Source organism: Kribbella hippodromi, from assembly GCF_039531045.1.
GTDB classification, from domain to species: domain Bacteria; phylum Actinomycetota; class Actinomycetes; order Propionibacteriales; family Kribbellaceae; genus Kribbella; species Kribbella hippodromi.
Genome location: NZ_BAAAPH010000003.1, coordinates 332,257 through 356,926 on the forward strand (window position 1 = coordinate 332,257; position 24,670 = coordinate 356,926).

The window sequence follows — 24,670 nt, forward strand, 5'->3', positions numbered from 1 at the left end:
ATCGGGATCCGATCGGGGTTCGGTTAAGAAGTCTTCAGATCGGGGCGTCCCAGGTCACCGGCAGCGCTTTCACTCCGTACACGAGTGTGTTCACCCGGTAGTCGATCTCCTCGAACGGTACGGCCAGCCGCAGCGTCGGGATTCGCGCGTACAGCCGGGTCAGCACTTCCTGCAGCTCGAGCCGCGCGAGCTGCTGCCCGACGCACTGGTGCGGACCGAACCCGAAGGCGACATGCGCGGTCGCGTCCCGCTCCAGATCCAACCGGTCCGGGTCGGGAAACACGCGCTCGTCCCGGTTCGCCGACGACAACGCCGCGATCAGGTACTCGCCCGGGTCGATCGTCGACGATCCGGCCGGCACCTCGTCGGTCGCGACCCGGAACAGGCCGTAGTGCACCACCGACAGGTACCGCAGCAGCTCCTCGACCGCGGCCGGCACCTTCGACGGATCGGAGCGCAGGTCAGCGAGCTGCTCCGGGTGCCGCAGCAGCGCGAGCGTACTGAGCGCGATCATGTTCGCGGTCGTCTCGTGACCGGCGATCAGCAGCGTGACGCCGACCGAGACCAGTTCCTCCAGCGTCAACGGCGTACCCAGCTCCTCGCCGCGGGTGATCAGCCGCGACAGGATGTCGTCCTCCGGATGAGCCTGCTTCGCCAGTACGAGCCCGACGATGTACTCGTTCAGCTCGTCGCTCGCCCGCTGCGACTCCTCGGTCCAGCCATCGACGCGGACCAGTTGAGCACCCCGCGCCTGGAACTCGTCCCGGTCCGCGTACGGCACGCCGAGCAGCTCGCAGATCACCAGCGACGGGATCGGCAGCGCGAACTCCTGCACCAGATCGACCGGACCGCCGGCGGCCAGCATCGCGTCCAGCCGGTCCTCGATCATCGCGGCGACCCGCGGCCGCAGCGCCTCCATCCGCTTCACCGCGAACTCGGTCGCCAGCAGCCGCCGCAACCGCTTGTGCTCCGCGCCGTCCGCCTGCAGGAGCGATCCCGGCTCCGCCTCCTGGCTCAGGTCCGCGTTCGGCACGACGTGGTCCGACGGCGCGAACCGGGAGCTCAGCCGGCTGTCCCGGAGCAGCGTGCGCACCTCGTCGTACCGGCTGGCCACGTACGCGTCCACGCCCGCCGGGGTCGAGACCTTCGTCAGCCCGTCGGCCTGGCGGTACGCGGCGTACTCCCGGGCCGGATCGAACGGGCATCCGGACGGGCGGCCGACGGGGAAGCGCTCGGTCATCGCGTACCTCCTGGGCGAGAGAATTTGGTAGTGACTACCATATGACTCATTCTTCCGATTCGGAACCGGCTTCGGCGCGGCGGAGGCGTTACGCTGCCCGCGGAGCTGCTGATCGGGCGGTGTGCTGTGCCGGTGTGCTGTGGCGGTGTGGAGGGTGCTGATGGGACTGCGCGAGGTGAAGCGGGAGCGGACCCGCCGGCTGATCGCGGACAAGGCGTTCGAGCTGTTCAGCGACAACGGCTTCGGCCGGACCACGGTCGAGCAGATCGCGGCGGCGGCCGAGGTCGGGCCGAGCACCCTCTACCGGTACTTCCCGACCAAGGAGACGCTGGTTCTCGAGTTCGTCGAGGACTCCCTGGCCGACGCGGTCACCTGGTTCCGGGAACAGCCCGCGCTGGACCTGCCGGACGGTCTGCGGGCGGTGATCGAGCAGGTGCTCCAGCAACTGGAGAGCAACCCGGACCGGGTCCGCGCCGTGTTCGACCTCGCCGAGCAGAACAGCTCGGTCAGCGCGCATCTGAACGATCTGATCTGGCGGTTCCGCGACGACCTCGCCGACGCGCTGGTACAGCGGTTGCGGGCGGATGAGCCGCAACGGGCGGAGTTCATCGCCGCGCTGTCCGCCGGGATCACCATGAACGTGATCGAAAGCGTCGTCCGAGTCTGGGTCGACCACCCCGGCACCGTCGAAGCCCAAACCCTCGCCCGCCAAGCCATGCACCTCCTCACCACCGGCGGCCTTCCCCTCCCCACCTCCCCCACCAACCCCCGCTCACCGCGCCAGGGCGCCACCCGCCCGCTCCCCCACTGACCCCGCCGGGGCGCGACCCGCCGACTCCCGCCTCCGGCCGGGCGGCGACAATCCGGCTATGACTCCTGACCTCGACCCGTCCACAGTCGTCGTCCACGCCGGCCGCCCGGAGCGCGTACCCAACGCACCAGTCGGCGGATCGCCGGTGTTCAGCTCGACGTACGTAGCCGGTGGTGACCGTGGTTACGGGCGTTTCGGCAACGACGCCTGGACCGCGCTCGAGGACACCCTCGGTCAACTCGAAGGCGGCCGCGCCCTCACGTTCGCGTCCGGCATGGCCGCGGCGGCAGCCGTCATCGACCTGGTCCCCGTGGGCGGTCGCGTCATCGCGCCACAGCACGCGTACTCCGGCGTACTCGCACTCCTCGACCAGCAAGCCGAAACCGGCCGCCTCACCGTCGACCGGGTGGACATCGCGAACACCGAGTCGGTAACCCAAACCCTCGCCGGCGCCCACCTGCTCTGGATCGAGTCCCCAACGAACCCCGCGATGGAGGTCGCCGACATCCCGGCGCTCGCCGCGGCCGGGCACGCGGCCGGCGCAACCGTCGTCGTCGACAACACCTTCGCCACCCCGTTGCTCCAGCAACCACTCAAGCTCGGCGCGGACATCGTGATGCACTCGGCCACCAAGTTCATCGCCGGCCACTCCGATGTCATCCTCGGCGCAGTCATCACCGCCGACGACACCCTCTGGTCAGCGATCGAGCTCCGCCGCCGCAGTCTCGGCGCAATCCCCGGTTCGATGGACGCCTGGCTCGCCCTCCGCGGACTGCGTACGCTCGCGCTCCGCCTCGACCGCGCCCAGTCGAACGCCGCGTACTTGGCCGAGCGCCTCCTCCAGCACCCGCGCATCAGCCGCGTCCGCTACCCCGGCCTCCCGGACGACCCCGGCCACGCGCGCGCTGCCGCACAAATGTCCGGTTTCGGCGCGATCCTCTCGATCGAGCTCGGCGGCGACGCCGCGGGCGCCCAGCAGGTCTGCGAGCGCACCAAGCTCTGGGTGCACGCGACCAGCCTCGGCGGCGTCGAGTCGCTGCTCGAACGCCGCCGCCGCTGGGCGATCGAGGTCCCCACCATCCCCGAAGACCTGATCCGCCTCTCGGTCGGCATCGAACACCCGGCCGACCTCTGGGCCGACCTCGAGCAGGCCCTTACTTCTTCGACTTGAGGATTGGCCCACCGAAGAACGTCAGCACGCACAGCACGACCGGCAGGATGAACGCGATGTTCAGTGGCATCCAGTGCGCGAGGCCGCCGATCAGCGCGGGGCCGGCGAGCAACCCGACGTACCCGAGGCCGACGACCCGGGCCATCAGCGCGCCGGACGACCGCGGATCGAGGTTGCCGGCGGCGGTGAACAGCTGCGGCACGCCGCCGGCCAGGCCGAGGCCGAAGATCGCCCAGCCGACCAGGGCGACCGGCACCCACGGGACGACGATCACCACGGTCAGCCCGACCGCCGCCATCGCCGCGCCCCAGCGCACGATCGCGGCCGGCCCGACCTTGGCGGCGACCCGGTCGGTGAGGAAGCGCCCGACGGTCATCGCGACCGCGAACGCGCCGTACGCGAACGCCGCCGTACTGACCGTGGTGCCGAGGATGTCGCGGAAGTGCAGCGCGGCCCAGTCGTTGGCCACCCCTTCGGAGAGCATCAGCCCGAAGGCGAGTCCGCCGAGCGCCCAGACCAGCTTGGCCGGCGGCTTCGTCCGCTCGCCCTCCGTGCTGTCCTCCTCCTCAATGGTTGCCTCCAGCAAGAACCTGCTGGCGATCAGCGACAGCACGATGCAGAGCAGGCCGGCCAGCGCGAGGGTCAGCTCGGTGGGTACGTCGGCGCGCAACGTCGCCGCGCCGATGACAGCGGCGATCGCACCGCCGATCGACCACATGGCGTGGAACGCGGCCATGATCGGCCGTGGGTAACCGCGCTCGACCACGACGGCCTGCGCGTTCATCCCGACGTCGATCGCGCCGTTGCCGAAGCCGACCAGGATCAGCGCCAGCCCGAGCGTCCACCAGTTCGTCGCCAGGCCGGGTCCGGCGAGCGACGCACCGAGCACGATGCCGGCCGCCGGTACGAGCCGCCGCTGCCCGATCTTGTCGACCAGCGGACCCGCGACCTGCATGCCCGTGAACGCGGCCGCACCCAGCACCAGCAAGAGCAGCCCGAGCGTGCTGTGCGTGATCCCCGTCGCGTGCTCGATGCTCGGAATGTGCACCACCCACATCCCGATCGCAAACCCGTTCAACCCGAAGTACATCCAGGTGGCAACCCGGGCAGCTTTGGGCGGAGCTACACGGACATCTGTTGCGGTCACTGGGCCACCTCTACAAGTACGCCGCGCTGGGCCAGTACTGTTCGTTGGTCTTCGGGGGCGGAGTCATCGGTGATGAGCAGGTCCGGGCGGTCGGCCGGGCAGACATAGGCGAGCGCGGCGCGGTCCCACTTGGTGCCGTCGGCGAGCACGATGGTGCGGGCGGCGACGTTCATCGCCTCCTGCTTCACCTCCGCGTCACCGAGGTCGAACGCGGTCAGCCCGGCGTCCAGACTGAAAGCACACGGACTCAGTACGGCGGTGTCGAACCGCAGCGCCCGCAACGACGCCACGGTCAGCGGACCGACCAGCGACAACTCGCCCTTGCGGGCCTCGCCACCCGGCACCAGCAGCCGGATCCGCGGCGCGTCGGACAGCTCGTGCGCGATGTGCAGCGACAGCGGCATCACCGTCAGCGCGCGGTCGTGCAGCAACTTCGCGGTCTCGAGCGCCGTCGTACCGCTGTCCAGCACGATCGTCTCGCCGTCGCGGATGTGCGCGGCCGCGGCCTGAGCGATCGCCTGCTTGGCCGCGAGCGCCTCCTGGACCCGCAGCGAGTACGGCGGCTCCAGGCCGGACGGCATCGCCGACACCGCGCCGCCGTGGACGCGCTTCAGCACCCCCTGCGCGGCCAGGAAGTCCAGGTCGCGCCGCACCGTCATGTCCGACGCCGCGGTCACCTCGACCAGTTCATGGACGGTGACTCGGTCGGCGGCACGCAGGCGATCTACGATCATTTGGTGCCGTTCCGCACTTCTCATGCGCAGAAAACTACCATCCGCCTGATCGTTCAAACAGATAGTGTGTTTGCTTGTGACTAATGACACCGCCCTGGTCAAGCGGTCGCGGTACGCCGTCGCCGCCGTCTTCTGCGTACACGGATCGGTCACCGGGTCGTTCGCGACCCGGGTGCCCTGGATTCAGGAGCATGCGGGGGTGTCGGCCGGTCAGCTCGGGCTGGCGCTCGCGTTCCCGGCGCTCGGCGCCGCGGTGATGATGCCGCTGGCCGCCCGGGTCAGCCACCGGTTCGGCACCCGGGCCGCGCTCCGCGGCCTGCTCGCGCTCTGGACCCTCGCCCTGATCCTGCCGTCGCTCGCCCCCGGCCTGCTCACGCTGTGCGCGGCTCTGTTCGTGTACGGCGGCACGTCCGGGATGGCCGATGTCGCGATGAACGCACTCGGCATCGAGGTCGAGCACCGGCTGAAGAAGTCGATCATGTCCGGCCTGCACGGCATGTGGAGTGCGGGCGCGCTGCTGGGCTCCGCGGTCGGTACGGTCGCCGCGCATGCCAACGTCAGCGCCCAGGTACACCACGCCGTCGCCGCTGTTGTACTGACGCTGATCGGTGCGGTGCTCTGCCATTTCGTACTGAATCTGCATCCGGAAGAGGACACCGAGCCGCCCGCGCGGTTCGCGCTGCCGCCGAAGTCGGCGCTGCTGATCGGCGCGGTCGGGTTCTGTGCGGTGTTCGCGGAAGGTGCGAGCCTGGACTGGTCGGCCGTGTACTTGCGGGACGTCCTGGACAGTTCGGCCGGTGTCGCGGCCGGTGCGACCACCGGATTCGCGCTGACGATGGCGATCGCCCGGCTCACCGGCGACGCGGTGGTCGACCGGTTCGGCGCCGTACGCACGGTGCGCTGCAGCGGGGTGATCGCGATGCTCGGCGGGCTGCTCGTGGTGATCGCGCCGCACGCCATCGTGGCGATGATCGGCTTCGGCCTGATCGGTATCGGCATCGCGGTCGTCGTACCTCTCGCCTTCGCCGCCGCCGGCCACACCGGCACCAACGCCAGCCAGGCAATCGCCGGCGTAGCAACCATCACCTACGCCTCCGGCCTGGTAGCGCCCTCCATCATCGGCGGCATCGCCCAAGCCAGCAGCCTGACCACCTCGTTCGTAGTAGTCACCGCCCTGGCCGCCGGCCTGGCGATCTTCGCCCGCGTCCTGGCCACCCGCCCAGCCGCGACAACCACGGCAGAAGGACGGGCCGGCTGACGCCCGCGCTAGTCCCATAGCCTCAACCCAGTAGCTGATCCAGCACCTCGCCCGCTTCGTCGTACCCGGCATCGCGGATGCGCTGGAGTTCCAGCAGGTCTTTCGCGGCGGCTGCTCTGCGGGTGAGGTGTTCCCCTGCCCGCTCACAACCCTCATCCAGCAACTCGCTGAGAGCAGCAGTGTCGTCGCGCTCGTCCGCGAGATCCGCAAGCTTGTCCAGCGCCTTCTCATTGCCCTCGTCCGCGAGGGTCCGCAACGTGTCCCAGTCGGTCATACCCCGATCCTGCAACCTTGCCCTTAGGACAAGGTCAACAATGGACCCGTGCTCACCATCGGACAGCTCGCCCGGTACGTCGGCGTGTCCACCAAAACCGTCCGCGTCTACCACGCCAAGGGCCTGCTCCCGGAGCCCGGACGCGACGCCTCCGGCTACCGCAGATACCCGGCCCAAGCCGTCGTGGACCTGCTCCGCATCCGCACCCTCGCCGATGCGGGCGTCCCGCTGGCGCGAATCCGCGACCTGACCCCCGCGAACCTCGGCACGGAACTGAAGCAAATCGACGCCGACCTGGCCACCCGGATCAAACAGCTCCGCGCCATCCGCGCCCGCCTCCGCGAACTGGCCGGCGGCGAACTCCGCTTCCTGCCCGCGGAAGTCGACGACCACCTCGACGGCCTACCCGCGCTCGGTTTCAGCGCCCGCTGGATCGCGATGGAACGCGACCTCTGGATCATCCTGTACGCGACCCAGCCGGATCTCGCCGACACGTTCTTCCGTGACCAAACCCAATCGCTGACCGATCCCGCGCTCCGAGATCTGTACCTGGCGTCCGACCAGGCCCACGACCTCGACCCCACCGACCCCGAACTGGAGGCACTGGCGGACCGGATCGTTGCCGCCAGCATCGAGCGCTACGGCACCGAACCGCCCGGCATGTCCTCGACCGATCCCACCATCCATCAGCTCCTGCAAGGCGCCGTGAACGACTCCTCACCAGCGTGGCAGCGACTCGACACCATGATCCGCGGCCGGCTGGGACGGCACGGCGTGACCGGCGTCTGAGCCCGCCCTGTGGACACCGCAGCGGAGGCAGCCGATGACGGTGATAGGAATCAAGACGTGATTGACTTTCGGGTGGCTGGGCTGGAGGATGCGCCGGCAGTGGCCGCGTTGCACAGTGACAGCTGGCAGCGGCATTACCGCGGCGCGTACACGGATGCGTTCCTTGATGACGAATCGGGTGCCTATCTGGGCGCACTCTGGGCCAAGAAGCTCGCGGCGCGCGAAGGTACGCGGACCACCCTCGCCGAGTACGAAGGGCAACTGATCGGCCTGGCGCATGTGATCTACGGAGCAGACCCCGAGTACGGCGCACTGGTCGACAACCTGCACGTGCGCGCGTCCGTGAAGCGCCAAGGGCTCGGCACCCAGCTACTCGCCCGCACCGCCGAGACCGTACAGAACGAAGGCATCTTCCTCTGGGTGCTCGAACAAAACACGGCTGCCCAAGGCTTCTACGCGGCCCGCGGCGGCATCCGTGGCGACCGGCGCGCCGTCACCGCACCAGGCGGCGAACCACACCGGCTCAACGGCACACCAGCAGCGATCAGGTACTACTGGCCTGATCCCGCGGCGCTTGTTTGACCGTTTCGATCAGCGCGTACGACGCCCGGCTGGCCGCCTCCGGATCGCCCGAACGAATCGCCTCCACGACAACCCGGTGCGCGTCCGGAATCCGATGGTCCTCGGGGATCGTCGCGGTCTCGTGGATGGACTGGGTGAGCACCTCCGCGATCGCGTCGAACAACCGCAGCAACAACGGGTTCCCACTCGCGACGACCACCTGCCGATGGAACTCCGCGTCCACAGCGACGAATTCGTCCATGTCACCGCTGTCAACCGCCGGACCGCGAGCGTTGAACGCAGCCGCCAGCGCGGCCAGGCTCTCCTCGTCCTGACGCAGCGCGGCCAGCCGCGCCGCCGCCGCCTCGATCCCGGCTCGGGCGTCCAGGACATGCGTCAACGACGCGGACAGCTCGTCCCGGACCAGTACGCCGCTGATCTCGTTGGTCGCGCGTACATAGGTGCCGTCGCCCACGCGCGGCTCCAGCAGCCCGGTCAGACTGAGTGACCGCAGCGCCTCCCGCACCGTCCCGCGACTGACCCCCAGCTCGGCGGCGAGCTGGTTCTCCCCCGGGATCCGCGACCCACGCGGCCACGCCCCGGACTCGATCAGCGCCCGGAACTGCTCGGACACCTGCAGTACGAGCGGCACCTGCCGCACCGGTCCATCAAGTGACACCACCAACGACCTCCTCGTACCAGGAGCGTACAGTGTAAATGTAGGACATCTGCAAAGGCATGTGGAAAGAGGTGTGTTGTGGCGGTCATGACCGATCCAATGACTCGAGGGCGGGCGGGCCTGATCACCGCGACCGCCTTCGTGGTGGCGCTGAGCCTGCGGCCGGCGCTGACCGCGGTCGGTCCGGTGCTGCCGCGCATCGGTCAGGATCTGCAGCTCGGTGAGGCCGCGCAGGGTCTGCTCGGTACGCTCCCGCTGCTCGCGTTCGCGGTCGCCTCGCCGCTGGTGCACCTCGCGTCCCGCCGCTTCGGCATGGAGCGGGCGGTGTTCGTCTCGCTGTTGGTGCTCGCGGCCAGCAGTGCACTCCGCCCGTACACGGGTCCGGCCGGGCTCTGGATCGGTACGGCCGTGGTCGGCGCCGCGATCGCCGTCGGCAACGTACTGGTGCCCGTGATCATCAAGCGCGACTACTCCGCGAACGTGTCCCGCGCCACCGGGATCTACACCGCGTTCATCACCGGCGGTGCGGCCGTCGCGTCGATCCTCGCCGTACCGATCGCGGACGCGGTCGACTGGCGGCTGTCCCTCGCGGTCTGGGGCGGTCTCGCCGTACTGGTGGCGATCGTCTGGCTGCCGCGGACGTTGTCCCCGGAGCCGATGCCCGCGCCCCAGGCCGAGGACGAGAATCCGCCGGTGAGCGTCTGGCGGCAGCCGATGGCCTGGCTGGTGACCGGCTTCATGGGATTGCAGTCGACCAGCTTCTACCTGTTCGTGAACTGGCTGCCCACCATCGAGATCACGACTGGTGGGGTTTCGGAGCGATCCACCGGCGTACACCTGTTCGTCTTCCAGGTGTTCGGGCTGATCGGCGGGCTCAGCATCCCGTTCCTGCTGAAGCATCCGACCAACCAGCGCGCCGGCCTGATGACCGCGAGTACGCCGATTCTGATCGCGTTGCTCGGTCTGCTGTTCGCGCCGCACCTGGCGATCGTCTGGGCGGTCGTCGGCGGGCTCGGCCAGGGCGCCGGGCTGGTCGCCGCGCTCTCGCTGATCAGCATCCGCGGCCGCGGTCACCACGAGACCACCCAGCTGTCCGGGATGGCGCAGGCCGTCGGCTACACGCTGGCCGCGTCCGGCCCGGTGCTGGCCGGCTACCTGACCCAGGCGACCGGCGGCTGGAGGACGACCCTGATCGTGTTCGCCGTCCTCGCAGCCACCCAGGTCACACTCGGGTTCGTCGCCGGCCGCGACAATCGCTGATTACTTGTCGGTGGCGAAGGCCGCGTCGAAGGCAGCGGTGGGCTTGTCGAAGGCCAGGGCGCGGATCACGTTGACCGCTTCCGCCGCGCCGACCTTGCGCTCCATCCCGGCGTCCTCCCACTCGACCGAGATCGGGCCGTCGTAGCCGATCGAGTTGAGCACGCGGAAGCAGTCCTCCCACTGCACGTCGCCGTGCCCGGTGGAGTAGAAGTCCCAGCCGCGCCGCGGGTCGCCCCACGGCAGGTGCGAGCCGAGCCGCCCGTTCCGACCGCCGCCGACCCGCATCCGGGTGTCCTTGCAGTCCACGTGGTAGATCCGGTCCTTGAAGTCCCACAGGAAGGCGACCGGGTCGATGTCCTGCCAGACCATGTGCGACGGGTCCCAGTTCAGCCCGAACGCCTCCCGGTGGCCGATCGCCTCCAGGGTGAGGGTCGTGGTCCAGTAGTCGTACGCGATCTCGGACGGGTGTACTTCGTGCGCGAACCGGACACCCTCCTCGTCGAACACGTCCAGGATCGGGTTCCAGCGGTCGGCGAAGTCCCGGTAGCCGGCCTCGATCCGCTCCGCGGGCACCGGCGGGAACATCGCCACGTACTGCCAGATCGACGACCCGGTGAAGCCGATGACGGTGTTCACGCCGAGCTTCTTCGCCGCCCGGGCGGTGTTCTTCAGGTCCTCGGCAGCCCGCTGCCGGACCCCTTCGGCGTCACCGTCGCCCCAGATCCGGGACGGCACGATCGCCTGGTGCCGGAAGTCGATCGGGTCGTCGCAGACCGCCTGCCCGACCAGATGGTTGGAGATCGCGAACACCTGCAGGTTGTACTTCTCCAGGATGTCCTTGCGGCCCTGCACGTACGAGTCGTCGTCGACCGCCTGCTGGACGTCGAAGTGGTCACCGGAGCAGGCGATCTCGACGCCGTCGTACCCGGCCTCGGACGCGAACTGGCAAACCTCTTCGAACGGGAGATCGGCCCACTGGCCGGTGAAGAGAGTGATCGGACGAGGCATCTCACGGGCTCCTAAGAGTTGTCGACGGTGATCCAGGCGGAGTCGCTCGCGGCCGATCGCAGGACGGCGTCGATCAGCCGGGCCGACCGTGCTCCGGCGGCGAAATCTGGCAGGCCGTCCGGCTGGTCGCCCAGGACGGCGGCGTAGCTGTCGGCGACGAACGAGTCGAACGCGTCCTGGTACCCCTGCGCGTGCCCGGCCGGCAGCCGGTTCACTCGCGCGGCGGACGGGCTGAGCGTGTCCGGGTCGCGGGTCAGCAGCTGACTGCCCGCGCGGTGACCGACCCACAGGCGATCCGGGTCCTCCTGGTCGAAGCCGAAGCTCGACTCGGTCCCGGACACCTCCAGGTACAGGCGGTTCTTCCGGCCGGCCGCGACCTGGCTGACCACGATCGTCCCGACCACACCCGCCTCGGTCCGGAACTGCGCGGTGGCAAGATCCTCGGTCCGTACGTCGACTCCGCCGCGCCGCGCCCGCACCGTACGCAGCTGAGCGCTGATCGCGGCGATCCGGTCACCAGTGACGAACTCGGTCAGATCGCACCAGTGCGAGCCGATGTCCGCGAAGGTTCGCGACGGGCCGCCGGTGCTGTCATCGACGCGCCAGTTCTGATCGTCGGCGCCTGCCAGCCAGTCCTGCAGGTACGAGCCGTGCAGGCTGGTGATTTCGCCGGCATCCCCCGCCGCGATCCGGGTCCGCAACTCGCGGACCATCGGGTGGTAGCGGTACACGAACGGCACGGCGCCGACCAGCCCCGCCTCGGCCGCTGCGGCCTGCAGCCCGGTCGCGTCCGGTACGGAGGTGGCCAGCGGCTTCTCGCAGACGACGTGCTTGCCGGCTTCGAGCGCTCGCAGGGTCACGTCGCGGTGGGTGTTGTTCGGCGTGCAGACGTGGATGACGTCGAGGTCCGCGGCGAGCAGCTCGTCCAGGGTCGCGTACCCGCGCTCGGCGCCGGACGCTTCCGCGGCTGCCTCGGCGCGCTCGGGCGACGAGCCGACCGCACCGACGACGGTCGCGCCGGAGACCAGCGCGGCCCTGCCGTGTACGCGGCCCATGAAGCCGCCGCCGACGATCCCGACCTTCAGCTTGCGCGCACTGGTGGACACGTCGAAGGACGCTATGGCAGGCTTTTGAACCCTGTCAAGCAAAAGTCCGCGGTCGGTACGACGAAAGTCCGGTGCATTGAGCGATCTGGGTACGGCGGATGTGGTCTTGCGCCTGCTGCTCGACGGGCAGCCGCAGACCCGCGCCGAGCTGATCGACCGCAGCGGCCTGGCCCGATCGACGGTGAACGGCCGGATCGAGGCGCTGCTCGCGTCCGGTCTCGTCGTACCGTCCGGCGAGGCCGCGTCGACCGGCGGCCGGCCACCGGCGCGGTTCCGGTTCAATCCGACCGCGCGGCTCGTACTGGCCGCCGACGTCGGTGCGACGCACTTGTCGGTCGCACTCACCGACCTGACCGGCGAGATCCTCCATCGATCCACTACTCAACTACGGATCGACGAAGGGCCCGGGGTCGTACTCGACGCGCTCGTCCGGGCGGCGCATGAGCTGCTGCGCGAAGCAGGCCGCTCCCCCGCGGACCTCGCCGGTACGGGCGTCGGGCTGCCCGGTCCGGTCGAGCACAGTACGGGGCGGCCGAACCATCCGCCGATCATGCCGGGCTGGGATTCGTACGACGTGGCCGGCCGGCTCAGCCGCGATCTGCCCGGGCCGGTGCTGGTCGACAACGACGTCAACATCATGGCCCTCGGCGAGCATGCGACCGCGTACCCGGAGGTCGAGCATCTGCTCTTCGTGAAGGTTGCCACCGGCATCGGCGCCGGCGTGATCAGCGGCGGCCGGCTGCATCGCGGCGCCCAGGGCGCGGCCGGCGACATCGGGCACATCCAAGTACTCGGGCGTACGGAACTGTGCCGCTGCGGGAATCGTGGTTGCCTGGAGACGATCGCCTCCGCGGCGGCGCTCGCGGCCAGGCTGAACGTCGGCACCAGCCAGGACATCGTCGAACTCGTCCGCGCCGGAAACACCGACGCGACCACCGCGATCCGCCAGGCCGGCCGTGAGATCGGAACAGTCCTGGCTGCGGCGGTGAGTCTGCTCAACCCGTCGGTGATCGTCGTGGGTGGTTCACTCGCTCAGGCCGGCGACAGTCTGCTGGCCGGTCTGCGCGAAACCGTCTACGCCCGTTCGTTGCCGCTGGCCACGACCCACCTGCACGTCGTACCGTCCCGCACCGGCCGCGACGCCGCGCTGCTCGGCGCCGCGAAGCTCGTCTGCAGCCAAGTAGTCGGCTAGGCCGGATCAGCTGGCCGGTTGTTTCGCCGCTGCCGGATTGTTTCACCGCTGGCCGGTTGTAGCACGCCAGCGGCGAAACAACCCGCCAGCTGGCTTTACCAGTCGACCCGCGGCCGAGCGGGTTAGGTGGTGAGGGCGACGGCTAGGTGGTCGATCAAGTCGAGGAGGCGGGCCAGCTGCGCGTTGTCGTGGGCGCGGTGGTGGCTGCCCTGGCGGCGGACGCCGAAGGCGGACTGGACGGCGATGAGCTGGGTCCAGCGGCGGATCCGGTCCGCGTCGAGGCCGGCCGCTTCGGCGAAGTGGTCGAGCTCGGTGTGCAGCCGTTGCAGGAGGTCGTTGCCGGTGAGGCCGTCGCCGACGTGCAGGTAGTAGGCGCGGGTGCGGAGGAAGATCGCCGCGTCGTAGGCCGGGTCGCCGACGTAGCCCTTCGGATCGACCGCCAGCCAGGGCTCGCGGTCCGCGCGGAGGATGTTGCGCGGGTGGAAGTCGCCATGGAGCAAGGTCTGCGGTTGCTTGCGGCAGAGTTCGTCGACAACCGCAAGCGCTTCATCCACGACCGTCGCAGGCAACGCGTGGTCGAGCTCGGCCGCGTCGGTGCGCAAACTCTCGGCCCAAGCCGGCGCCTGATCCGACATCCGCGGTAACCCGTCCGGCGCCGGAATCATCAACTGCCGGAGAAGGCTCCCGGCAATCGTCGCCATCTCACCAGCGTCCACCGCGAGGCTAGCGGGGCGGTGGTTGGCGAGGGTGGTGGGGTGAGTGCGTTCCAGCAGCATCGCGTAGTGCGTGTCGTCGCGTTCGTACAAATGGACGGCGCCGCGACCGTCCCAAGCAGCGAACGCGTCCGGCTCGTGCACATTGCCCGGATGCGGGAACGACACCTTCAGCACCGCACCGCGGACCGGTACCACGACCCCAACCTCGCCGTGCATGACCTCGCCGGCGCGCTCGCATTTCCAGCGCGTCAGCAGGTCGTCGACGATCGACGGCAACGCCGCGAGCCAAGCCGTACCCGCCGCGCCTTCCCGATCGACGGTCGCCTTGGCGAAGGCCGCTGGGATCACCAGCGCTCCGACTTCGCCGACCGGGAAACCAGGCTGAACAGCATGTCCTTCGGCGTCATCTCGCCCGCCACCACCTTCGTGACGTGTTCGGCGATCGGCATCTCCACGTCGTGCCGGTGCGCCAGCTCAGTCACCGACTCGCACGACTTCACACCCTCGGCGACCTGTCGAGTCCCACCGGAGATCTCCGCCACCGACAACCCCTGCCCCAGCTTCTCGCCGAACGTCCGGTTCCGCGACAGCGGCGACGAACAGGTCGCGACGAGATCACCAAGCCCAGCCAGCCCGGAAAACGTGTGCTCGTCCGCGCCCAGCGCCCGCCCCAGCCGCGCGATCTCGACCAACCCACGCGTGATCACCGACGCCCGCGCGTTGTCGCCGAACCCGAGCCCGACCGCCATCCCGACCGCGAGCGCGATCACGTTCTTGCAAGCGCCACCGACCTCGCACCCGATCACATCGTTGTTCGTGTACGGGCGGAACGTCGGTGAATGGCACAACTTCTGCAACCGCGCCGCGGTGCCTTCGTCCGTACAGGCGACAACAGCCGCGGCCGGCTGCCCTTCGGCGATCTCCCGCGCCAGGTTCGGCCCGGAGACGACCGCGATCCGCTCCGGACCGGCGCCGGTGAGCTCCGCGATCACCTCGCTCATCCGCTTCGTGGTCCCGAGCTCGACGCCCTTCATCAGACTGACCAGCGGCACCGCGTTCGGCAGTACACCTGCCCAGTCGGTCAGGTTCGCCCGCAACGACTGCGATGGCACCGCGAGCACGATCGCCTCCGCTCCGTCAGCCGCGGCGGCCGGGTCGTGGGTCGCGCTGATCGCATCCGGCAACCGCAGCCCAGGCAGGTACTCCGGGTTCGCGTGCTCGGTGTTGATCACCTCGCACAGGGCCTCCCGCCGCGCCCACACCGAAACCTGGTTCCCCGCATTCGCAAGCACCATGGCGAACGCCGTACCCCACGACCCGGCACCGAAGACGGCTACTTTCGTCATGCAGGCTCCTCACCTTGAGCTTTGCGGGCCTTGCGGAGGTCGTAGAGCTCCTTCGGCGGGGTCTCGCCGCGCAGCTCGCCCAGCGTCTCGGCGACCGCGGCCATGATCACCTCGGTTGCCTCGTGCAACAGCTCGTTGGTCAGCGGCTTGCCCGCGAACGCGCTCAGGTCGACCGGCGCGCCGGCGCGGACCAGCAGTGTCTTGCGGGGCAGCAGCCGAATCCGCACATGCTTGCCGGAGTACGACTTGATCACCTCCTGGGCGCCCCAGTTCGCCACCGGGATGACCGGGCAGCCGGTCATCAACGCGATCCGGGCGGCACCGGTCTTGCCGGTCATCGGCCACATCTCCGGGTCGCGGGTGATCGTGCCCTCTGGGTAAACGCCCACACACTCACCGCGTTCGACCGCCGCCACCGCGTCCCGGAACGCATCCGCGGCCTGAGTGGAATCCCGGTACACGGGGATCTGCCCGGCGCTGGTGATGATCTTGCCGATCACCGGCAGCTTGAACAACGACGCCTTCCCGAGGAATCGCGGAATCCGCCGGCATTCCCAGATGAAGTACCCGAGCAGCACCGGATCGAAGTGCGAGAGGTGATTCGGCACGTACACGACCCCGCCGGTCCGGGGCATGTTCTCCCGGCCGCTGAACCGGCACTTGGTGAACACGATCATGAACGGTTTGACGATCGCGACAATCACCCCGAACCAGAATCCACGCGGCGGCCGTGGATCCGCCTGCCTCGCGTCCACAGCTGCCTCCTGGTGCTCGTTCCGGCCATCCGTCATGGGAGAATCCTGCCTGATGGCAGACCTACAGGTCGCTCCCTGGACCCTGGTGATCCCGGTGAAGCGTACGGCGATCGCGAAGAGCCGGCTCGCTCCGGCCTACCCTCAGCACCGCCCTGAGCTCGCCCGGGCCTTCGCTGTCGACACTACTGCGGCCGCCCTCGCCTCTCCGCTGGTGCGTGCCGTTCTGGTCGTCACCGACGATCCGCTGGTGGCCGCGGACGTCACTGCCGCGGGTGCACTGGTGGTCCCGGATCTCCCGGCAACAGGGCTGAACGAGGCTCTCCTGCACGGCGCGACCGTGGCCGCCGCCGAGTCCCCTGAGCACGGCGTCGCGGCGCTGTCGGCCGATCTGCCCGCGCTGCGGCCGGCCGAGCTGACCGCGGTCCTGGCGGCGTGTACGGCACCACGTTCGTTCGTCATCGATCTACCGGGCAGCGGGACCACGTTGCTCGCGGCGGCTCCGGGCGTACCGCTGGATCCCCGTTTCGGGGTGGGTTCCGCGCTCGCCCATCAGGCTTCCGGCGCGGCACCGATCGAGCTGACCGGCATCGAGTCGGTCCGTCGCGATGTCGACACGGCCGCCGATCTCGCCCATGCCATCCAGCTCGGTGTCGGCCCGGCCACCGCCGACGTGATGTCCCTCGTGCTCGGTGCCGCGACCGGTACCGAAGGGCTAGCCTGCTGACATGCAAGCAACCGTGAGCGCGTACGACGCCGAGACGTTCTCCGGTGCGGTGCTGACCGACACCGGGATCGAGCTTCCGTTCACCGTGCACGCGGTCGCCGACACCCCGGTGCGGCACCTGCGCGTCGGCCAGCGGGTCCGGATCGAGACCACCGGAACGGGCGCGACGACGACGGTCACGAAGGTCGAGTTCGGCACCCACCTGTAGGTCCTGAGCAACGGCGAAGGCCGGTCAACCCTGGTGTGGGTTGCCCGGCCTTCGCTGTACTTACTGGTGCCGCAGTGCTCGAAGATCAGCGAGCGGTACGCTTCGCCGCGGTCTTCTTGGCGGGGGCCTTCTTGGCCGGTGCCTTCTTCGCGACGACCTTCTTGGCCGGGGCCTTCTTCGCCGGGGCCTTCTTGGCAACGGTCTTGGCCGGCGCCTTCTTGGCTACCGCCTTGGCCGGGGCCTTCTTGGCGACCGTCTTCTTCGCGGCAGCGGTCTTGGTCGCGGCGGCCTTCGCCGGCGCGGCCTTCTTTGCCGGGGCAGCCGCCTTGGTGGCGGTCGCGGCCGGCTTCGGGGCCACCAGCTTCGGCAGCTTCTTCGCACCGGAGACAACGGCCTTCAGCTCCGCACCCGCGCGGAACTTCGGCACCGTCGTCTTCTTGGCGCGCTTGGTCTCACCGGTCCGCGGGTTGCGCACGATGCGCGCGCCACGCTCGATGGCCTCGAAGGCACCGAAACCGGTGATGGCGACCTTGCCACCCTTTTTGGTCAGCTCCCGCTGGACGGTGTCGATCACCGATTCCAACGCGTGCTGGGCCTGGCGGCGGTTTCCGTCGAAGTGCACTGCGAGCGCTTCGACCAACTGGCTCTTGTTCACTGCTTCCCTCCGTGAACACTAGGCGTCGAGCACAGCGCTCGATCTCACAGGAACGTTATGGACTCACACGGCCGTGCACAAACACCAACGCGGCAATTTGGCCTTGTTTTAGGCGATTCGGGCCACAAATCGGGCCGAATCGCCCCAAAACCGGGGTGTGGCGGCAGTTTCAGAGCCAGCCGCGGCGTTTGAAGATCTGGTGCAGACCGACACACACCAAGGCCATCAGCCCGATCGCGAACGGGTATCCGAGCTGCCAGTGCAGCTCCGGCATGTTGTCGAAGTTCATCCCGTACACGGTGCCGATCAGGGTCGGCGCGAACAGGATCGCCGCCCAGGCAGAGATCCGCTTCACCTCTTCGTTCTGCTCGCTGCTGGCGATCGCGAGGCTCTTCATCTCCTCGTTCTGCTGCTGGGCCACCAGGGTCGCGTTCACGGTCAGGATGTCGCGGAGCAGTTCGCGGAAGCCGTCCACCTTCTCCACCACCTCGGTGACGTGGTCGGCCACGTCCCGCAGTGAACGTTGCAGTTCCTCGTCCACGCCGTACTTCTCGAAGCCACCCCGGAGTTGCTCGAGGATGCCGGTCAACGGCCGGGTGGCGCGCTGGAACTCGATCACCTCGCGGGACAGTTCGTAGATCCGCCGGGACACCAACGGATCGCCGCGGAACACCTCGGTCTCGATCTCGTCGATGTCGTTCTCCAGGCCGGCCACCACCGGCGCGTACCCGTCGACGACCTTGTCCATGATCGCGTAGAGAACGGCTTCGGCGCCGCGGCTGAGGAGCTCCGGATCGCGTTCGACCCGGCGCCGGACCGCTGCCAGGTTGGGCGCTTCGGCGTGCCGGACGGTCACCACGAAGTCCCGCCCGACGAACACGTGCACCTCGCCGAACTCGACCTGCTCGGTCGCGTCCCGGTACCGGGCGGCCTTCAGGACCACGAACAACGTGTCGCCGTAGCGCTCCAGCTTCGGCCGCTGATGCGCTTCGTTCGCGTCCTCGATCGCCAGCTCGTGCAGGTCGAACTCGTCCGCCAGCGACGCCAGCTCACGCCGGTCCGGGCGGTACAGGCCGATCCAGGCCAGGCTGTGCGGGGCTTCGTGCAGCGCGCCGTACGTCTCCGCCAGCGAAACCGGCGACGAGACCCGGCGGCCGTCGCAGTAGATCGCGCTGTCGACGACGCTGTGTCCCTTGGGCTTCTGCGGATCGCGCGGCTGCTTGGTGTCCGGCGCGGTCGCGGTCGCGGTCGCAGCGGATGCGGCGTGCTTGCGCGCGGCGGCACGCAGTGACGGGTTACGGCTGAACGCACGGAAGGTGCGCAGGCGCAGGTCGGACATGAGTCCTCCAGATGCGGTGGTTCAGGCGAGTGATGAGCACACGTCTGCCCGACCCCATGACTACTGGAGGAAAGTCAGTCCCCCGAAGGCCGAGCGAGACCGGTATGTCTGGAGGGATCGCTGCTGTTCATGCGTCCTCACCTCCTCGGTCTCGCAAGCCTTGTCCAAGATGCCCCCTGGCAACCCGGCAAGGGTAACACCAGAGTTATCGCCCTCGCGCACCGAAGTGTTACGAGGGCGACAACTCTGAGAGTGCGCTCAGGCCTTTGCCGGAAGGGTGGCCGGCTTGAAGGACGGGCGGGTTGCTTCGTACGCGGTGATGTCGTCGGCGTGCGAGAGCGTGATGCCGACGTCGTCGAGACCGTTCAGCAAGCGGTAGCGGGTGTAGTCGTCGATCTCGAACGGTGCCGACACGTCACCGACCGAGATCGTCTTGTTCTCCAGGTCGACCGTGACCTTCGTGCCCGGGTCGGTCTCGATCGCCGACCACAGCTGCTCGACGACATCCTGTGTGACCAGGGCCGCGAGCAGACCGGCCTTGCCGGAGTTGCCGCGGAAGATGTCGCCGAACCGCGACGACACGACGACCCGGAACCCGTAGTCGAGCAGGGCCCAGACCGCGTGCTCCCGCGACGATCCGGTGCCGAAGTCCGGTCCGGCGACCAGGACCGAGACGCCCTCGTACTCGGGCTGGTTGAGGACGAAGGAAGAATCGTTGCGCCAGGCGGCGAACAGCCCGTCCTCGAAGCCGGTCCGGGTGACCCGCTTCAGGTACACGGCCGGGATGATCTGGTCGGTGTCGACGTTGCTGCGGCGCAGCGGGGCCGCGGTACCGATGTGCTGGGTGAAGGCTTCCATGATTCCCTTGCTCCTCAGGCGTTCGCGGGGACGGCGACGGGCGGCAGGTCGGCCGGTGCGGCCAGAGTTCCGGTCACCGCGGTGGCGGCGGCGACCAGCGGCGACACCAGGTGGGTCCGTCCGCCCTTGCCCTGCCGGCCTTCGAAGTTCCGGTTCGAGGTGGAGGCGCTGCGCTCCCCCGGAGCCAGCTGGTCCGGGTTCATCCCCAGGCACATCGAGCAGCCGGCGCCCCGCCACTCGGCGCCCGCGTCCTTGAAGATCGTGTCCAGGCCCTCGGCCTCGGCCTGCAGCCGGACCCGGCCGGAGCCCGGTACCACCAGCATCCGGGTGCCCTCGGCAACCTTCCGCCCGGCCAGTACGCTTGCCGCGGCCCGCAGGTCCTCGATCCGGCCGTTGGTGCAGGAGCCCAGGAACACCGTGTCGACGCGGATCTCGCGCAGCGGCGTCCCGGCGGTCAGGCCCATGTACTCCAGCGCGCGCTCGGCCGCGACCTTGTCGTTCTCGTTGTCGAAGTCGTCCGGCGACGGCACGGTGGCCGCCAGCGGTACGCCCTGGCCGGGGTTCGTGCCCCAGGTGACGAACGGCGTGATGTCGTCGGCGCGCAGCACCACCTCGCGGTCGAAGCTGGCGTCCGCGTCGGTGGCGAGGCTCTTCCAGTACTCGACCGCGGCTTCCCAGTCGACACCCTCGGGCGCGTGCGGCTTGCCCTTCAGGTACTCGAAGGTGGTCTCGTCCGGCGCGATCATGCCGGCCTTCGCGCCCCACTCGATCGACATGTTGCAGATCGTCATCCGGGCTTCCATGCTCAGTGCCCGGATCGCTTCACCGCGGTACTCGACGATGTACCCCTGGCCACCGCCCGTACCCACCTTGGCGATCAGGGCCAGCACCAGGTCCTTGGCCGAGACACCGTCCGGCAGCACGCCGTCGACGGTGACGGCCATCGTCTTCGGCCGGGCCTGCATCAGCGTCTGGGTGGCCAGCACGTGCTCGACCTCGCTGGTACCGATGCCGAAGGCAATCGCCCCGAACGCGCCATGGGTGGAGGTGTGGCTGTCACCGCAGACCACGGTCATCCCGGGCTGGGTCAGACCGAGCTGCGGGCCGATCACGTGCACGACGCCCTGGTCCGGGTCGCCGAGGGTGTGAATCCGGATGCCGAACTCCTCGGCGTTCTTCCGCAGCGTGTCCACCTGGGTCCGTGACACCGGGTCGGCGATCGGCTTGTCCACGTCGAAGGTCGGGACGTTGTGGTCCTCGGTGGCGATGGTCAGATCCGGGCGCCGGACCGCGCGGCCGGCCAGCCGGAGGCCGTCGAAGGCCTGCGGGCTGGTCACCTCGTGGACCAGGTGGAGGTCGATGTAGAGGAGGTCGGGTTCTCCGTCGGCATGGCGCACGACATGCGCATCCCAGACCTTTTCCGACAACGTCCTACCCATCAGACTTCCTCTCGTTGGATTCATTTCCCACCGCACCGGCCCGGTCGGGAGATGATGTGGTGAGTGCTCTCGCTCACAGTGCTCCGGAATGGACCCTCGAAGCGACTTGCGTTCCACGATTCGAGACGGCAATATCGTCCCATGGACAACTCTAGCGGAGTCGGCGTTCTCGACAAAGCAGCTCTCGTTCTGTCCGCCCTCGAGTCCGGGCCGGCGACCCTGGCCGGTCTGGTGGCGGCCACGGGACTGGCCCGCCCGACGGCCCACCGGCTGGCGGTCGCGCTCGAGCACCACCGGCTGGTCGGTCGCGACATGCAGGGACGCTTCGTGCTCGGCCCGCGGCTCAGCGAGTTGGCCTCCGCCGCCGGTGAGGACCGGCTGCTCGCGACCGCCGGCCCGGTGCTGGCGCGACTGCGCGACATCACCGGCGAGTCGGCGCAGTTGTTCCGGCGCCAGGGCGAGTACCGGGTGTGTGTCGCCGCCGCCGAGCGTCCGTCCGGCCTCCGGGACACGGTTCCGGTCGGCAGCCAGCTGACGATGGCGGCCGGGTCCGCCGCGCAGATCCTGCTCGCCTGGGAGGACCCGGAGCGGATGCACCGCGGTCTGCACAGTTCTACCTTCAACGCGGCCGCGCTCGCCGGCGTACGCCGCCGGGGCTGGGCGCACTCGGTCGGCGAACGCGAGCAGGGCGTCGCGTCGGTGTCCGCGCCGGTCCGCTCCCCGAGCGGCAAGGTGATCGCCGCCGTCTCGGTCTCCGGCCCGATCGAGCGGCTGTCCCGTCAGCCCGGCCGGATGCACGCCCCGGCCGTGATGGCCGCCGCGGAGCGCCTGTCCGAGGCGCTGCGACGCGCTTCGGAGTAATCAGCCGGGGTTGTTGTCACACTGCGTTGCCAAGACGACTATGAGGAGTACATCCCTCGAGGAGGTCTGGCATGTGGTCTGGCATGGAGCGGGACTGGCTGACACTCGGTTGGAAGATGCTGCTCGTCCGGGGCGCGATCGGCATCGTGTTCGGAATCCTGGCGATCGCCTGGCCGATTTCCACGGCGATCGCGCTCGCGGTGCTGTGGGGTGTCTGGGCACTCACCGACGGGATCGGCTCGATCGCCCAAGCGTTCCAGCCGGAGTCGGGAGGCAGCCGGGCCTGGCTGATCGTGCTCGGCGTGATCGCGTTGCTGGCGGGGCTGATCGCGATCATCCACCCGGGCATGACGGCGGTGACGCTGACCTGGATCCTCGGCATCTGGCTGATCGTCCGGGGCATCTTCGAACTGGCCGGGGCGTTCAGCAGTCAGCTCCTCGTACCGCGCTGGCTGCTGGTGCTCAACGGTCTGCTGTCGCTGCTGATCGGTATCCTGTTCGCCGCGCGGCCCGGTCCCAGTGCGGTCAAGATCGCTGTCCTGCTCGGCATCACCGCACTGGTCTGGGGTGCCGTACTCATCGGTGTCGCCCTGGCGGTACGGCGTGCGGCGGCCGGTCCGGCTCAGTCCGAGACCGGTAGCCCGTCACCAGCCTGACAGCCGCAAGAAGCGCTGGGAACCAACCCGTAGTCGAGGACATGGCGCGTCGCTGTCCGGTTCGAGCGGTCCAGCAACAGTTCGACCGCTTGGCGTGCGGTGTCCTCGATCGGCTGCCGCACGCTCGCGAGCGGTGGGACCGTGACGGTGCATTCGCTGGTGCCGTCGAATCCCATCACCGCGACATCATCCGGTACGTGCAAGCCGGCTTCCCAGGCGGCGTACAGGACGCCGAAAGCCTGCTCGTCGGTAGAGCAGTAGATCGCCCGCGGTGGACGCTTCTGGCGGAACCACGGGCGTACGGCATCGCGCGCGGCGAACCGCGAAACCGGCGATGCGACATAGCGCGCCGAGGCCCGCGGGTGCGCTGCCAAGGCCTGTTCGATACCGCGCCGGTGTTCCGCCGTACCCGGTGAATCCTCGGGCCCGGTGACCACGCCGATCGTGCGGTAGCCGTGCGACAGCAGGTGATCGGTCGACGCCGCGGCCGCCGCGACGTAGTCGATCGACAGCGTGGAAACAGTGACCCCGTCCGGCACCGGATGCAGCGCCACGACCGGTACGTTGGCCGCCGCGAAGCGCTGGATCGCCGGTTCGACCAGCAGCGAGACGAGTACGACGCCGTCGACCTTCCGCTCGATGAACGAGCTGATGTGCGCCGACTCCTGCTCCGGATCACCGGCCGAGTCGCCGATCAGCAGCAGATGGTCGTGCTGCCGGGCGAAACTCTCCAGGTGCTCGGCGAGGGTCGCGAAGTACGGGTTGCGGATCTGCGGGATCAGCAACCCGAGCGAGTACGTACGCCCGGCACTGAGCGCGCGGGCCAGAATGTTCGGCCGGTAGTCCAGCTCCGCCGCGGCCTCCAGCACCCGCCGGCGGGTCTCCGCCGACACCGGCCGGGGGCCGTTGTTGAAGACGTAGCTGACCACCGCGGTGGACGTTCCGGCCCGCTCCGCGACGTCACGCGCGGTCGCCATCGATCCCCTCATGGCGAGCAGGGTAAGCCGTCCCGGCTGTCACGATGCGGCTGGTGATCTCCTCGGCCACCTGCTCACCGTCGACACCGGTGACGATCCGCACGCTGCCCTCGGGGTCCGGCGTGAAGGTGCTGCGGCCGGCATCCTCGCCACCGAGGGCGATCGTCACCCGGCCGGCTTCGGAGAAGGTGAACAGCTCCGGCCGGCTGAGCGCGAGCAGCGCGACCGGGTCGTGCGGCACGTTCCAGGTCTCGTTCCAGAACGCCCACCACTGCTCGATGTCCGCCCCGAGCGCGGCACCGAGCGGTCCGGCGGCGCGGATGCGTTCCAGCCGCGCGGCCTCGATGGTGACCTGACGCGTGATCTCCAGACCGGTGATCGTGGTCGGAACACCAGCATTGAGTACGGCCTGTGCCGCAACGTCATCGGACTTGAAGTTGTGCTCAGCGCCTTCCTCAGCACCGAATCCACCACCCATTACCCACAGGTGCCGAATCCAGCCCGGCGCCTCCGGCTCGAGCGCGAACGCGGCCGCCAGGTTGGTCAGCGGCCCAATCGCTGCGACGTCGAGCTCCCCCGGCCGGGCGCGCAGCCGGGCGACCAGCCGCTCCGGCGCGCTGTCGGCGCTGATGGTCTCGGCATCCAGGCCCGCATGCAGCGTGCCCTCGTGCCCGGCCCACCAGACTTCACGGCCGGAGATCGGCTCGACCACACCTGGTACGACGTCCACGTCGCGCCCGGCGAGTGCGGCGTACCTACGGGCCAGCTGGGCGCGCAAGCGGGTGTCGCCGTACACCGTGTGCACCTCGACGAGCTCCAGCTCCGGGCTGCCCATCAGCTGGGCGAGCGCCATCGCGTCGTCGACGTCGGAACCGATATCGGTGTCCAGAATGATGGATCGCATGG

Annotated in this window: 27 protein-coding genes; 11 read left to right on the top strand and 16 right to left on the bottom strand. The window is 69.2% G+C overall.

The window, feature by feature from the left end; translation table 11 throughout:
• Nucleotides 1–34 precede the first annotated feature (34 nt).
• Nucleotides 35–1,240: a cytochrome P450 gene (locus ABD260_RS06480; protein ID WP_344232418.1), complete on the bottom strand. Its 1,206-nt coding sequence runs from the start codon at nucleotides 1,238–1,240 to the stop codon at nucleotides 35–37.
• Between the two features lie 160 nt (nucleotides 1,241–1,400).
• On the opposite strand from ABD260_RS06480, the gene ABD260_RS06485 reads away from it, so the two are divergent.
• Together ABD260_RS06485 and ABD260_RS06490 are read left to right on the top strand one after the other, a co-directional pair.
• On the top strand, nucleotides 1,401–2,051 hold the full coding sequence (locus tag ABD260_RS06485) for a TetR/AcrR family transcriptional regulator (protein ID WP_344232419.1): 651 nt from the start codon (nucleotides 1,401–1,403) through the stop codon (nucleotides 2,049–2,051).
• Nucleotides 2,052–2,109: 58 nt separating this feature from the next.
• Nucleotides 2,110–3,222, top strand: a complete 1,113-nt coding sequence (locus tag ABD260_RS06490; RefSeq protein ID WP_344232420.1) for a trans-sulfuration enzyme family protein — start codon at nucleotides 2,110–2,112, stop codon at nucleotides 3,220–3,222.
• On the opposite strand, the gene ABD260_RS06495 is transcribed toward ABD260_RS06490, so the two are convergent.
• Together ABD260_RS06495 and ABD260_RS06500 are read right to left on the bottom strand one after the other, a co-directional pair.
• Complete coding sequence (locus ABD260_RS06495; protein WP_344232421.1) at nucleotides 3,206–4,369, bottom strand: MFS transporter; 1,164 nt, start codon at nucleotides 4,367–4,369, stop codon at nucleotides 3,206–3,208. The genes ABD260_RS06490 and ABD260_RS06495 overlap by 17 nt on opposite strands.
• Nucleotides 4,366–5,103 carry a DeoR/GlpR family DNA-binding transcription regulator gene (locus ABD260_RS06500; RefSeq protein WP_344232422.1) on the bottom strand — a complete coding sequence of 246 codons (738 nt, stop codon included), beginning with the start codon at nucleotides 5,101–5,103 and terminating at the stop codon, nucleotides 4,366–4,368. The genes ABD260_RS06495 and ABD260_RS06500 overlap by 4 nt, the downstream gene beginning before the upstream one ends.
• Before the next feature lie 76 nt (nucleotides 5,104–5,179).
• On the opposite strand from ABD260_RS06500, the gene ABD260_RS06505 reads away from it, so the two are divergent.
• A complete protein-coding gene (locus ABD260_RS06505) occupies nucleotides 5,180–6,361 on the top strand; it encodes an MFS transporter (RefSeq protein ID WP_344232423.1) in 1,182 nt (393 codons plus the stop codon).
• A gap of 22 nt (nucleotides 6,362–6,383) precedes the next feature.
• Here ABD260_RS06505 and ABD260_RS06510 read toward each other — a convergent pair whose 3' ends face one another.
• Nucleotides 6,384–6,635, bottom strand: a complete 252-nt coding sequence (locus ABD260_RS06510) for a hypothetical protein (RefSeq protein WP_344232424.1) — start codon at nucleotides 6,633–6,635, stop codon at nucleotides 6,384–6,386.
• 48 nt (nucleotides 6,636–6,683) lie between these two features.
• Here ABD260_RS06510 and ABD260_RS06515 point away from each other — a divergent pair, with 48 nt between their 5' ends.
• Both ABD260_RS06515 and ABD260_RS06520 read left to right on the top strand, forming a co-directional pair.
• Nucleotides 6,684–7,424, top strand: coding sequence for a MerR family transcriptional regulator (locus tag ABD260_RS06515; RefSeq protein WP_344232425.1), 741 nt, complete (start codon nucleotides 6,684–6,686; stop codon nucleotides 7,422–7,424).
• Between the two features lie 57 nt (nucleotides 7,425–7,481).
• Complete coding sequence (locus ABD260_RS06520) at nucleotides 7,482–8,006, top strand: GNAT family N-acetyltransferase (RefSeq protein ID WP_344232426.1); 525 nt, start codon at nucleotides 7,482–7,484, stop codon at nucleotides 8,004–8,006.
• On the opposite strand, the gene ABD260_RS06525 is transcribed toward ABD260_RS06520, so the two are convergent.
• Entirely contained in the window at nucleotides 7,969–8,667 is a 699-nt protein-coding gene (locus ABD260_RS06525; RefSeq protein ID WP_344232427.1) for a FadR/GntR family transcriptional regulator, read from the bottom strand. The two genes, ABD260_RS06520 and ABD260_RS06525, sit on opposite strands and share 38 nt — an antisense overlap.
• A 96-nt stretch (nucleotides 8,668–8,763) precedes the next feature.
• On the opposite strand from ABD260_RS06525, the gene ABD260_RS06530 reads away from it, so the two are divergent.
• Nucleotides 8,764–9,924: a CynX/NimT family MFS transporter gene (locus ABD260_RS06530; RefSeq protein WP_344232428.1), complete on the top strand. Its 1,161-nt coding sequence runs from the start codon at nucleotides 8,764–8,766 to the stop codon at nucleotides 9,922–9,924.
• Here ABD260_RS06530 and ABD260_RS06535 read toward each other — a convergent pair whose 3' ends face one another.
• Complete coding sequence (locus tag ABD260_RS06535) at nucleotides 9,925–10,932, bottom strand: sugar phosphate isomerase/epimerase family protein (protein WP_344232429.1); 1,008 nt, start codon at nucleotides 10,930–10,932, stop codon at nucleotides 9,925–9,927.
• An 11-nt stretch (nucleotides 10,933–10,943) separates the two neighbouring features.
• On the bottom strand, nucleotides 10,944–12,038 hold the full coding sequence (locus ABD260_RS06540) for a Gfo/Idh/MocA family protein (protein WP_344232430.1): 1,095 nt from the start codon (nucleotides 12,036–12,038) through the stop codon (nucleotides 10,944–10,946).
• Between the two features lie 76 nt (nucleotides 12,039–12,114).
• Between ABD260_RS06540 and ABD260_RS06545 the strand changes: the two genes are divergently transcribed.
• The gene (locus tag ABD260_RS06545) at nucleotides 12,115–13,230 is read left to right on the top strand and encodes an ROK family transcriptional regulator (RefSeq protein ID WP_344232431.1); all 1,116 of its coding nucleotides are present in this window, start codon (nucleotides 12,115–12,117) and stop codon (nucleotides 13,228–13,230) included.
• A gap of 122 nt (nucleotides 13,231–13,352) precedes the next feature.
• Here ABD260_RS06545 and ABD260_RS06550 read toward each other — a convergent pair whose 3' ends face one another.
• From ABD260_RS06550 to ABD260_RS06560, 3 genes are read right to left on the bottom strand one after another with little or no spacing between them, the layout of a single operon-like run.
• On the bottom strand, nucleotides 13,353–14,294 hold the full coding sequence (locus ABD260_RS06550; RefSeq protein WP_344232433.1) for an aminoglycoside phosphotransferase family protein: 942 nt from the start codon (nucleotides 14,292–14,294) through the stop codon (nucleotides 13,353–13,355).
• Nucleotides 14,291–15,292, bottom strand: a complete 1,002-nt coding sequence (locus ABD260_RS06555) for an NAD(P)H-dependent glycerol-3-phosphate dehydrogenase (RefSeq protein ID WP_344232435.1) — start codon at nucleotides 15,290–15,292, stop codon at nucleotides 14,291–14,293. The genes ABD260_RS06550 and ABD260_RS06555 overlap by 4 nt, the downstream gene beginning before the upstream one ends.
• Nucleotides 15,289–16,083, bottom strand: a complete 795-nt coding sequence (locus tag ABD260_RS06560) for a lysophospholipid acyltransferase family protein (protein WP_344232436.1) — start codon at nucleotides 16,081–16,083, stop codon at nucleotides 15,289–15,291. The genes ABD260_RS06555 and ABD260_RS06560 overlap by 4 nt, the downstream gene beginning before the upstream one ends.
• A 16-nt stretch (nucleotides 16,084–16,099) precedes the next feature.
• On the opposite strand from ABD260_RS06560, the gene cofC reads away from it, so the two are divergent.
• On the top strand, nucleotides 16,100–16,771 hold the full coding sequence (cofC, locus tag ABD260_RS06565) for a 2-phospho-L-lactate guanylyltransferase (protein WP_344232437.1): 672 nt from the start codon (nucleotides 16,100–16,102) through the stop codon (nucleotides 16,769–16,771).
• A 1-nt stretch (nucleotide 16,772) separates the two neighbouring features.
• Entirely contained in the window at nucleotides 16,773–16,979 is a 207-nt protein-coding gene (locus tag ABD260_RS06570) for a hypothetical protein (protein ID WP_344232438.1), read from the top strand.
• An 85-nt stretch (nucleotides 16,980–17,064) separates the two neighbouring features.
• On the opposite strand, the gene ABD260_RS06575 is transcribed toward ABD260_RS06570, so the two are convergent.
• From ABD260_RS06575 to leuC, 4 genes are all read right to left on the bottom strand, one after another.
• Nucleotides 17,065–17,634 (bottom strand): HU family DNA-binding protein, encoded by a 570-nt coding sequence (locus tag ABD260_RS06575; RefSeq protein ID WP_184830662.1) that lies wholly within the window; start codon nucleotides 17,632–17,634, stop codon nucleotides 17,065–17,067.
• Nucleotides 17,635–17,803: 169 nt separating this feature from the next.
• Entirely contained in the window at nucleotides 17,804–18,973 is a 1,170-nt protein-coding gene (gene corA / locus ABD260_RS06580) for a magnesium/cobalt transporter CorA (protein WP_344232439.1), read from the bottom strand.
• 258 nt (nucleotides 18,974–19,231) lie between these two features.
• On the bottom strand, nucleotides 19,232–19,831 hold the full coding sequence (gene leuD, locus ABD260_RS06585) for a 3-isopropylmalate dehydratase small subunit (RefSeq protein WP_344232440.1): 600 nt from the start codon (nucleotides 19,829–19,831) through the stop codon (nucleotides 19,232–19,234).
• Between the two features lie 14 nt (nucleotides 19,832–19,845).
• Nucleotides 19,846–21,270 (bottom strand): 3-isopropylmalate dehydratase large subunit, encoded by a 1,425-nt coding sequence (gene leuC, locus ABD260_RS06590; protein WP_344232441.1) that lies wholly within the window; start codon nucleotides 21,268–21,270, stop codon nucleotides 19,846–19,848.
• A 141-nt stretch (nucleotides 21,271–21,411) separates the two neighbouring features.
• Here leuC and ABD260_RS06595 point away from each other — a divergent pair, with 141 nt between their 5' ends.
• A complete protein-coding gene (locus ABD260_RS06595) occupies nucleotides 21,412–22,131 on the top strand; it encodes an IclR family transcriptional regulator (RefSeq protein WP_184830655.1) in 720 nt (239 codons plus the stop codon).
• A gap of 71 nt (nucleotides 22,132–22,202) precedes the next feature.
• On the top strand, nucleotides 22,203–22,787 hold the full coding sequence (locus tag ABD260_RS06600) for an HdeD family acid-resistance protein (RefSeq protein WP_344232442.1): 585 nt from the start codon (nucleotides 22,203–22,205) through the stop codon (nucleotides 22,785–22,787).
• Here the strand turns inward: ABD260_RS06600 and ABD260_RS06605 are convergent.
• Entirely contained in the window at nucleotides 22,754–23,776 is a 1,023-nt protein-coding gene (locus tag ABD260_RS06605) for a LacI family DNA-binding transcriptional regulator (protein WP_344232443.1), read from the bottom strand. The two genes, ABD260_RS06600 and ABD260_RS06605, sit on opposite strands and share 34 nt — an antisense overlap.
• Nucleotides 23,748–24,668 carry a nucleoside hydrolase gene (locus tag ABD260_RS06610; protein ID WP_344232444.1) on the bottom strand — a complete coding sequence of 307 codons (921 nt, stop codon included), beginning with the start codon at nucleotides 24,666–24,668 and terminating at the stop codon, nucleotides 23,748–23,750. Before ABD260_RS06610 ends, ABD260_RS06605 begins: the two co-directional genes overlap by 29 nt.
• Nucleotides 24,669–24,670: the final 2 nt, after the last annotated feature.

Coding starts and splice junctions, on each gene's coding strand:
- ABD260_RS06480 (WP_344232418.1), bottom strand. CDS start 1,240: ATGACCGAGCGCTTCCCCGTCGGCCGCCCGTCCGGATGCCCGTTCGAT.
- ABD260_RS06485 (WP_344232419.1), top strand. CDS start 1,401: ATGGGACTGCGCGAGGTGAAGCGGGAGCGGACCCGCCGGCTGATCGCG.
- ABD260_RS06490 (WP_344232420.1), top strand. CDS start 2,110: ATGACTCCTGACCTCGACCCGTCCACAGTCGTCGTCCACGCCGGCCGC.
- ABD260_RS06500 (WP_344232422.1), bottom strand. CDS start 5,103: ATGATCGTAGATCGCCTGCGTGCCGCCGACCGAGTCACCGTCCATGAA.
- ABD260_RS06510 (WP_344232424.1), bottom strand. CDS start 6,635: ATGACCGACTGGGACACGTTGCGGACCCTCGCGGACGAGGGCAATGAG.
- ABD260_RS06530 (WP_344232428.1), top strand. CDS start 8,764: ATGACTCGAGGGCGGGCGGGCCTGATCACCGCGACCGCCTTCGTGGTG.
- ABD260_RS06535 (WP_344232429.1), bottom strand. CDS start 10,932: ATGCCTCGTCCGATCACTCTCTTCACCGGCCAGTGGGCCGATCTCCCG.
- ABD260_RS06555 (WP_344232435.1), bottom strand. CDS start 15,292: ATGACGAAAGTAGCCGTCTTCGGTGCCGGGTCGTGGGGTACGGCGTTC.
- ABD260_RS06560 (WP_344232436.1), bottom strand. CDS start 16,083: ATGACGGATGGCCGGAACGAGCACCAGGAGGCAGCTGTGGACGCGAGG.
- cofC (WP_344232437.1), top strand. CDS start 16,100: ATGGCAGACCTACAGGTCGCTCCCTGGACCCTGGTGATCCCGGTGAAG.
- ABD260_RS06570 (WP_344232438.1), top strand. CDS start 16,773: ATGCAAGCAACCGTGAGCGCGTACGACGCCGAGACGTTCTCCGGTGCG.
- corA (WP_344232439.1), bottom strand. CDS start 18,973: ATGTCCGACCTGCGCCTGCGCACCTTCCGTGCGTTCAGCCGTAACCCG.
- leuD (WP_344232440.1), bottom strand. CDS start 19,831: ATGGAAGCCTTCACCCAGCACATCGGTACCGCGGCCCCGCTGCGCCGC.
- leuC (WP_344232441.1), bottom strand. CDS start 21,270: ATGGGTAGGACGTTGTCGGAAAAGGTCTGGGATGCGCATGTCGTGCGC.
- ABD260_RS06595 (WP_184830655.1), top strand. CDS start 21,412: ATGGACAACTCTAGCGGAGTCGGCGTTCTCGACAAAGCAGCTCTCGTT.
- ABD260_RS06600 (WP_344232442.1), top strand. CDS start 22,203: ATGTGGTCTGGCATGGAGCGGGACTGGCTGACACTCGGTTGGAAGATG.
- ABD260_RS06605 (WP_344232443.1), bottom strand. CDS start 23,776: ATGAGGGGATCGATGGCGACCGCGCGTGACGTCGCGGAGCGGGCCGGA.
- ABD260_RS06610 (WP_344232444.1), bottom strand. CDS start 24,668: ATGCGATCCATCATTCTGGACACCGATATCGGTTCCGACGTCGACGAC.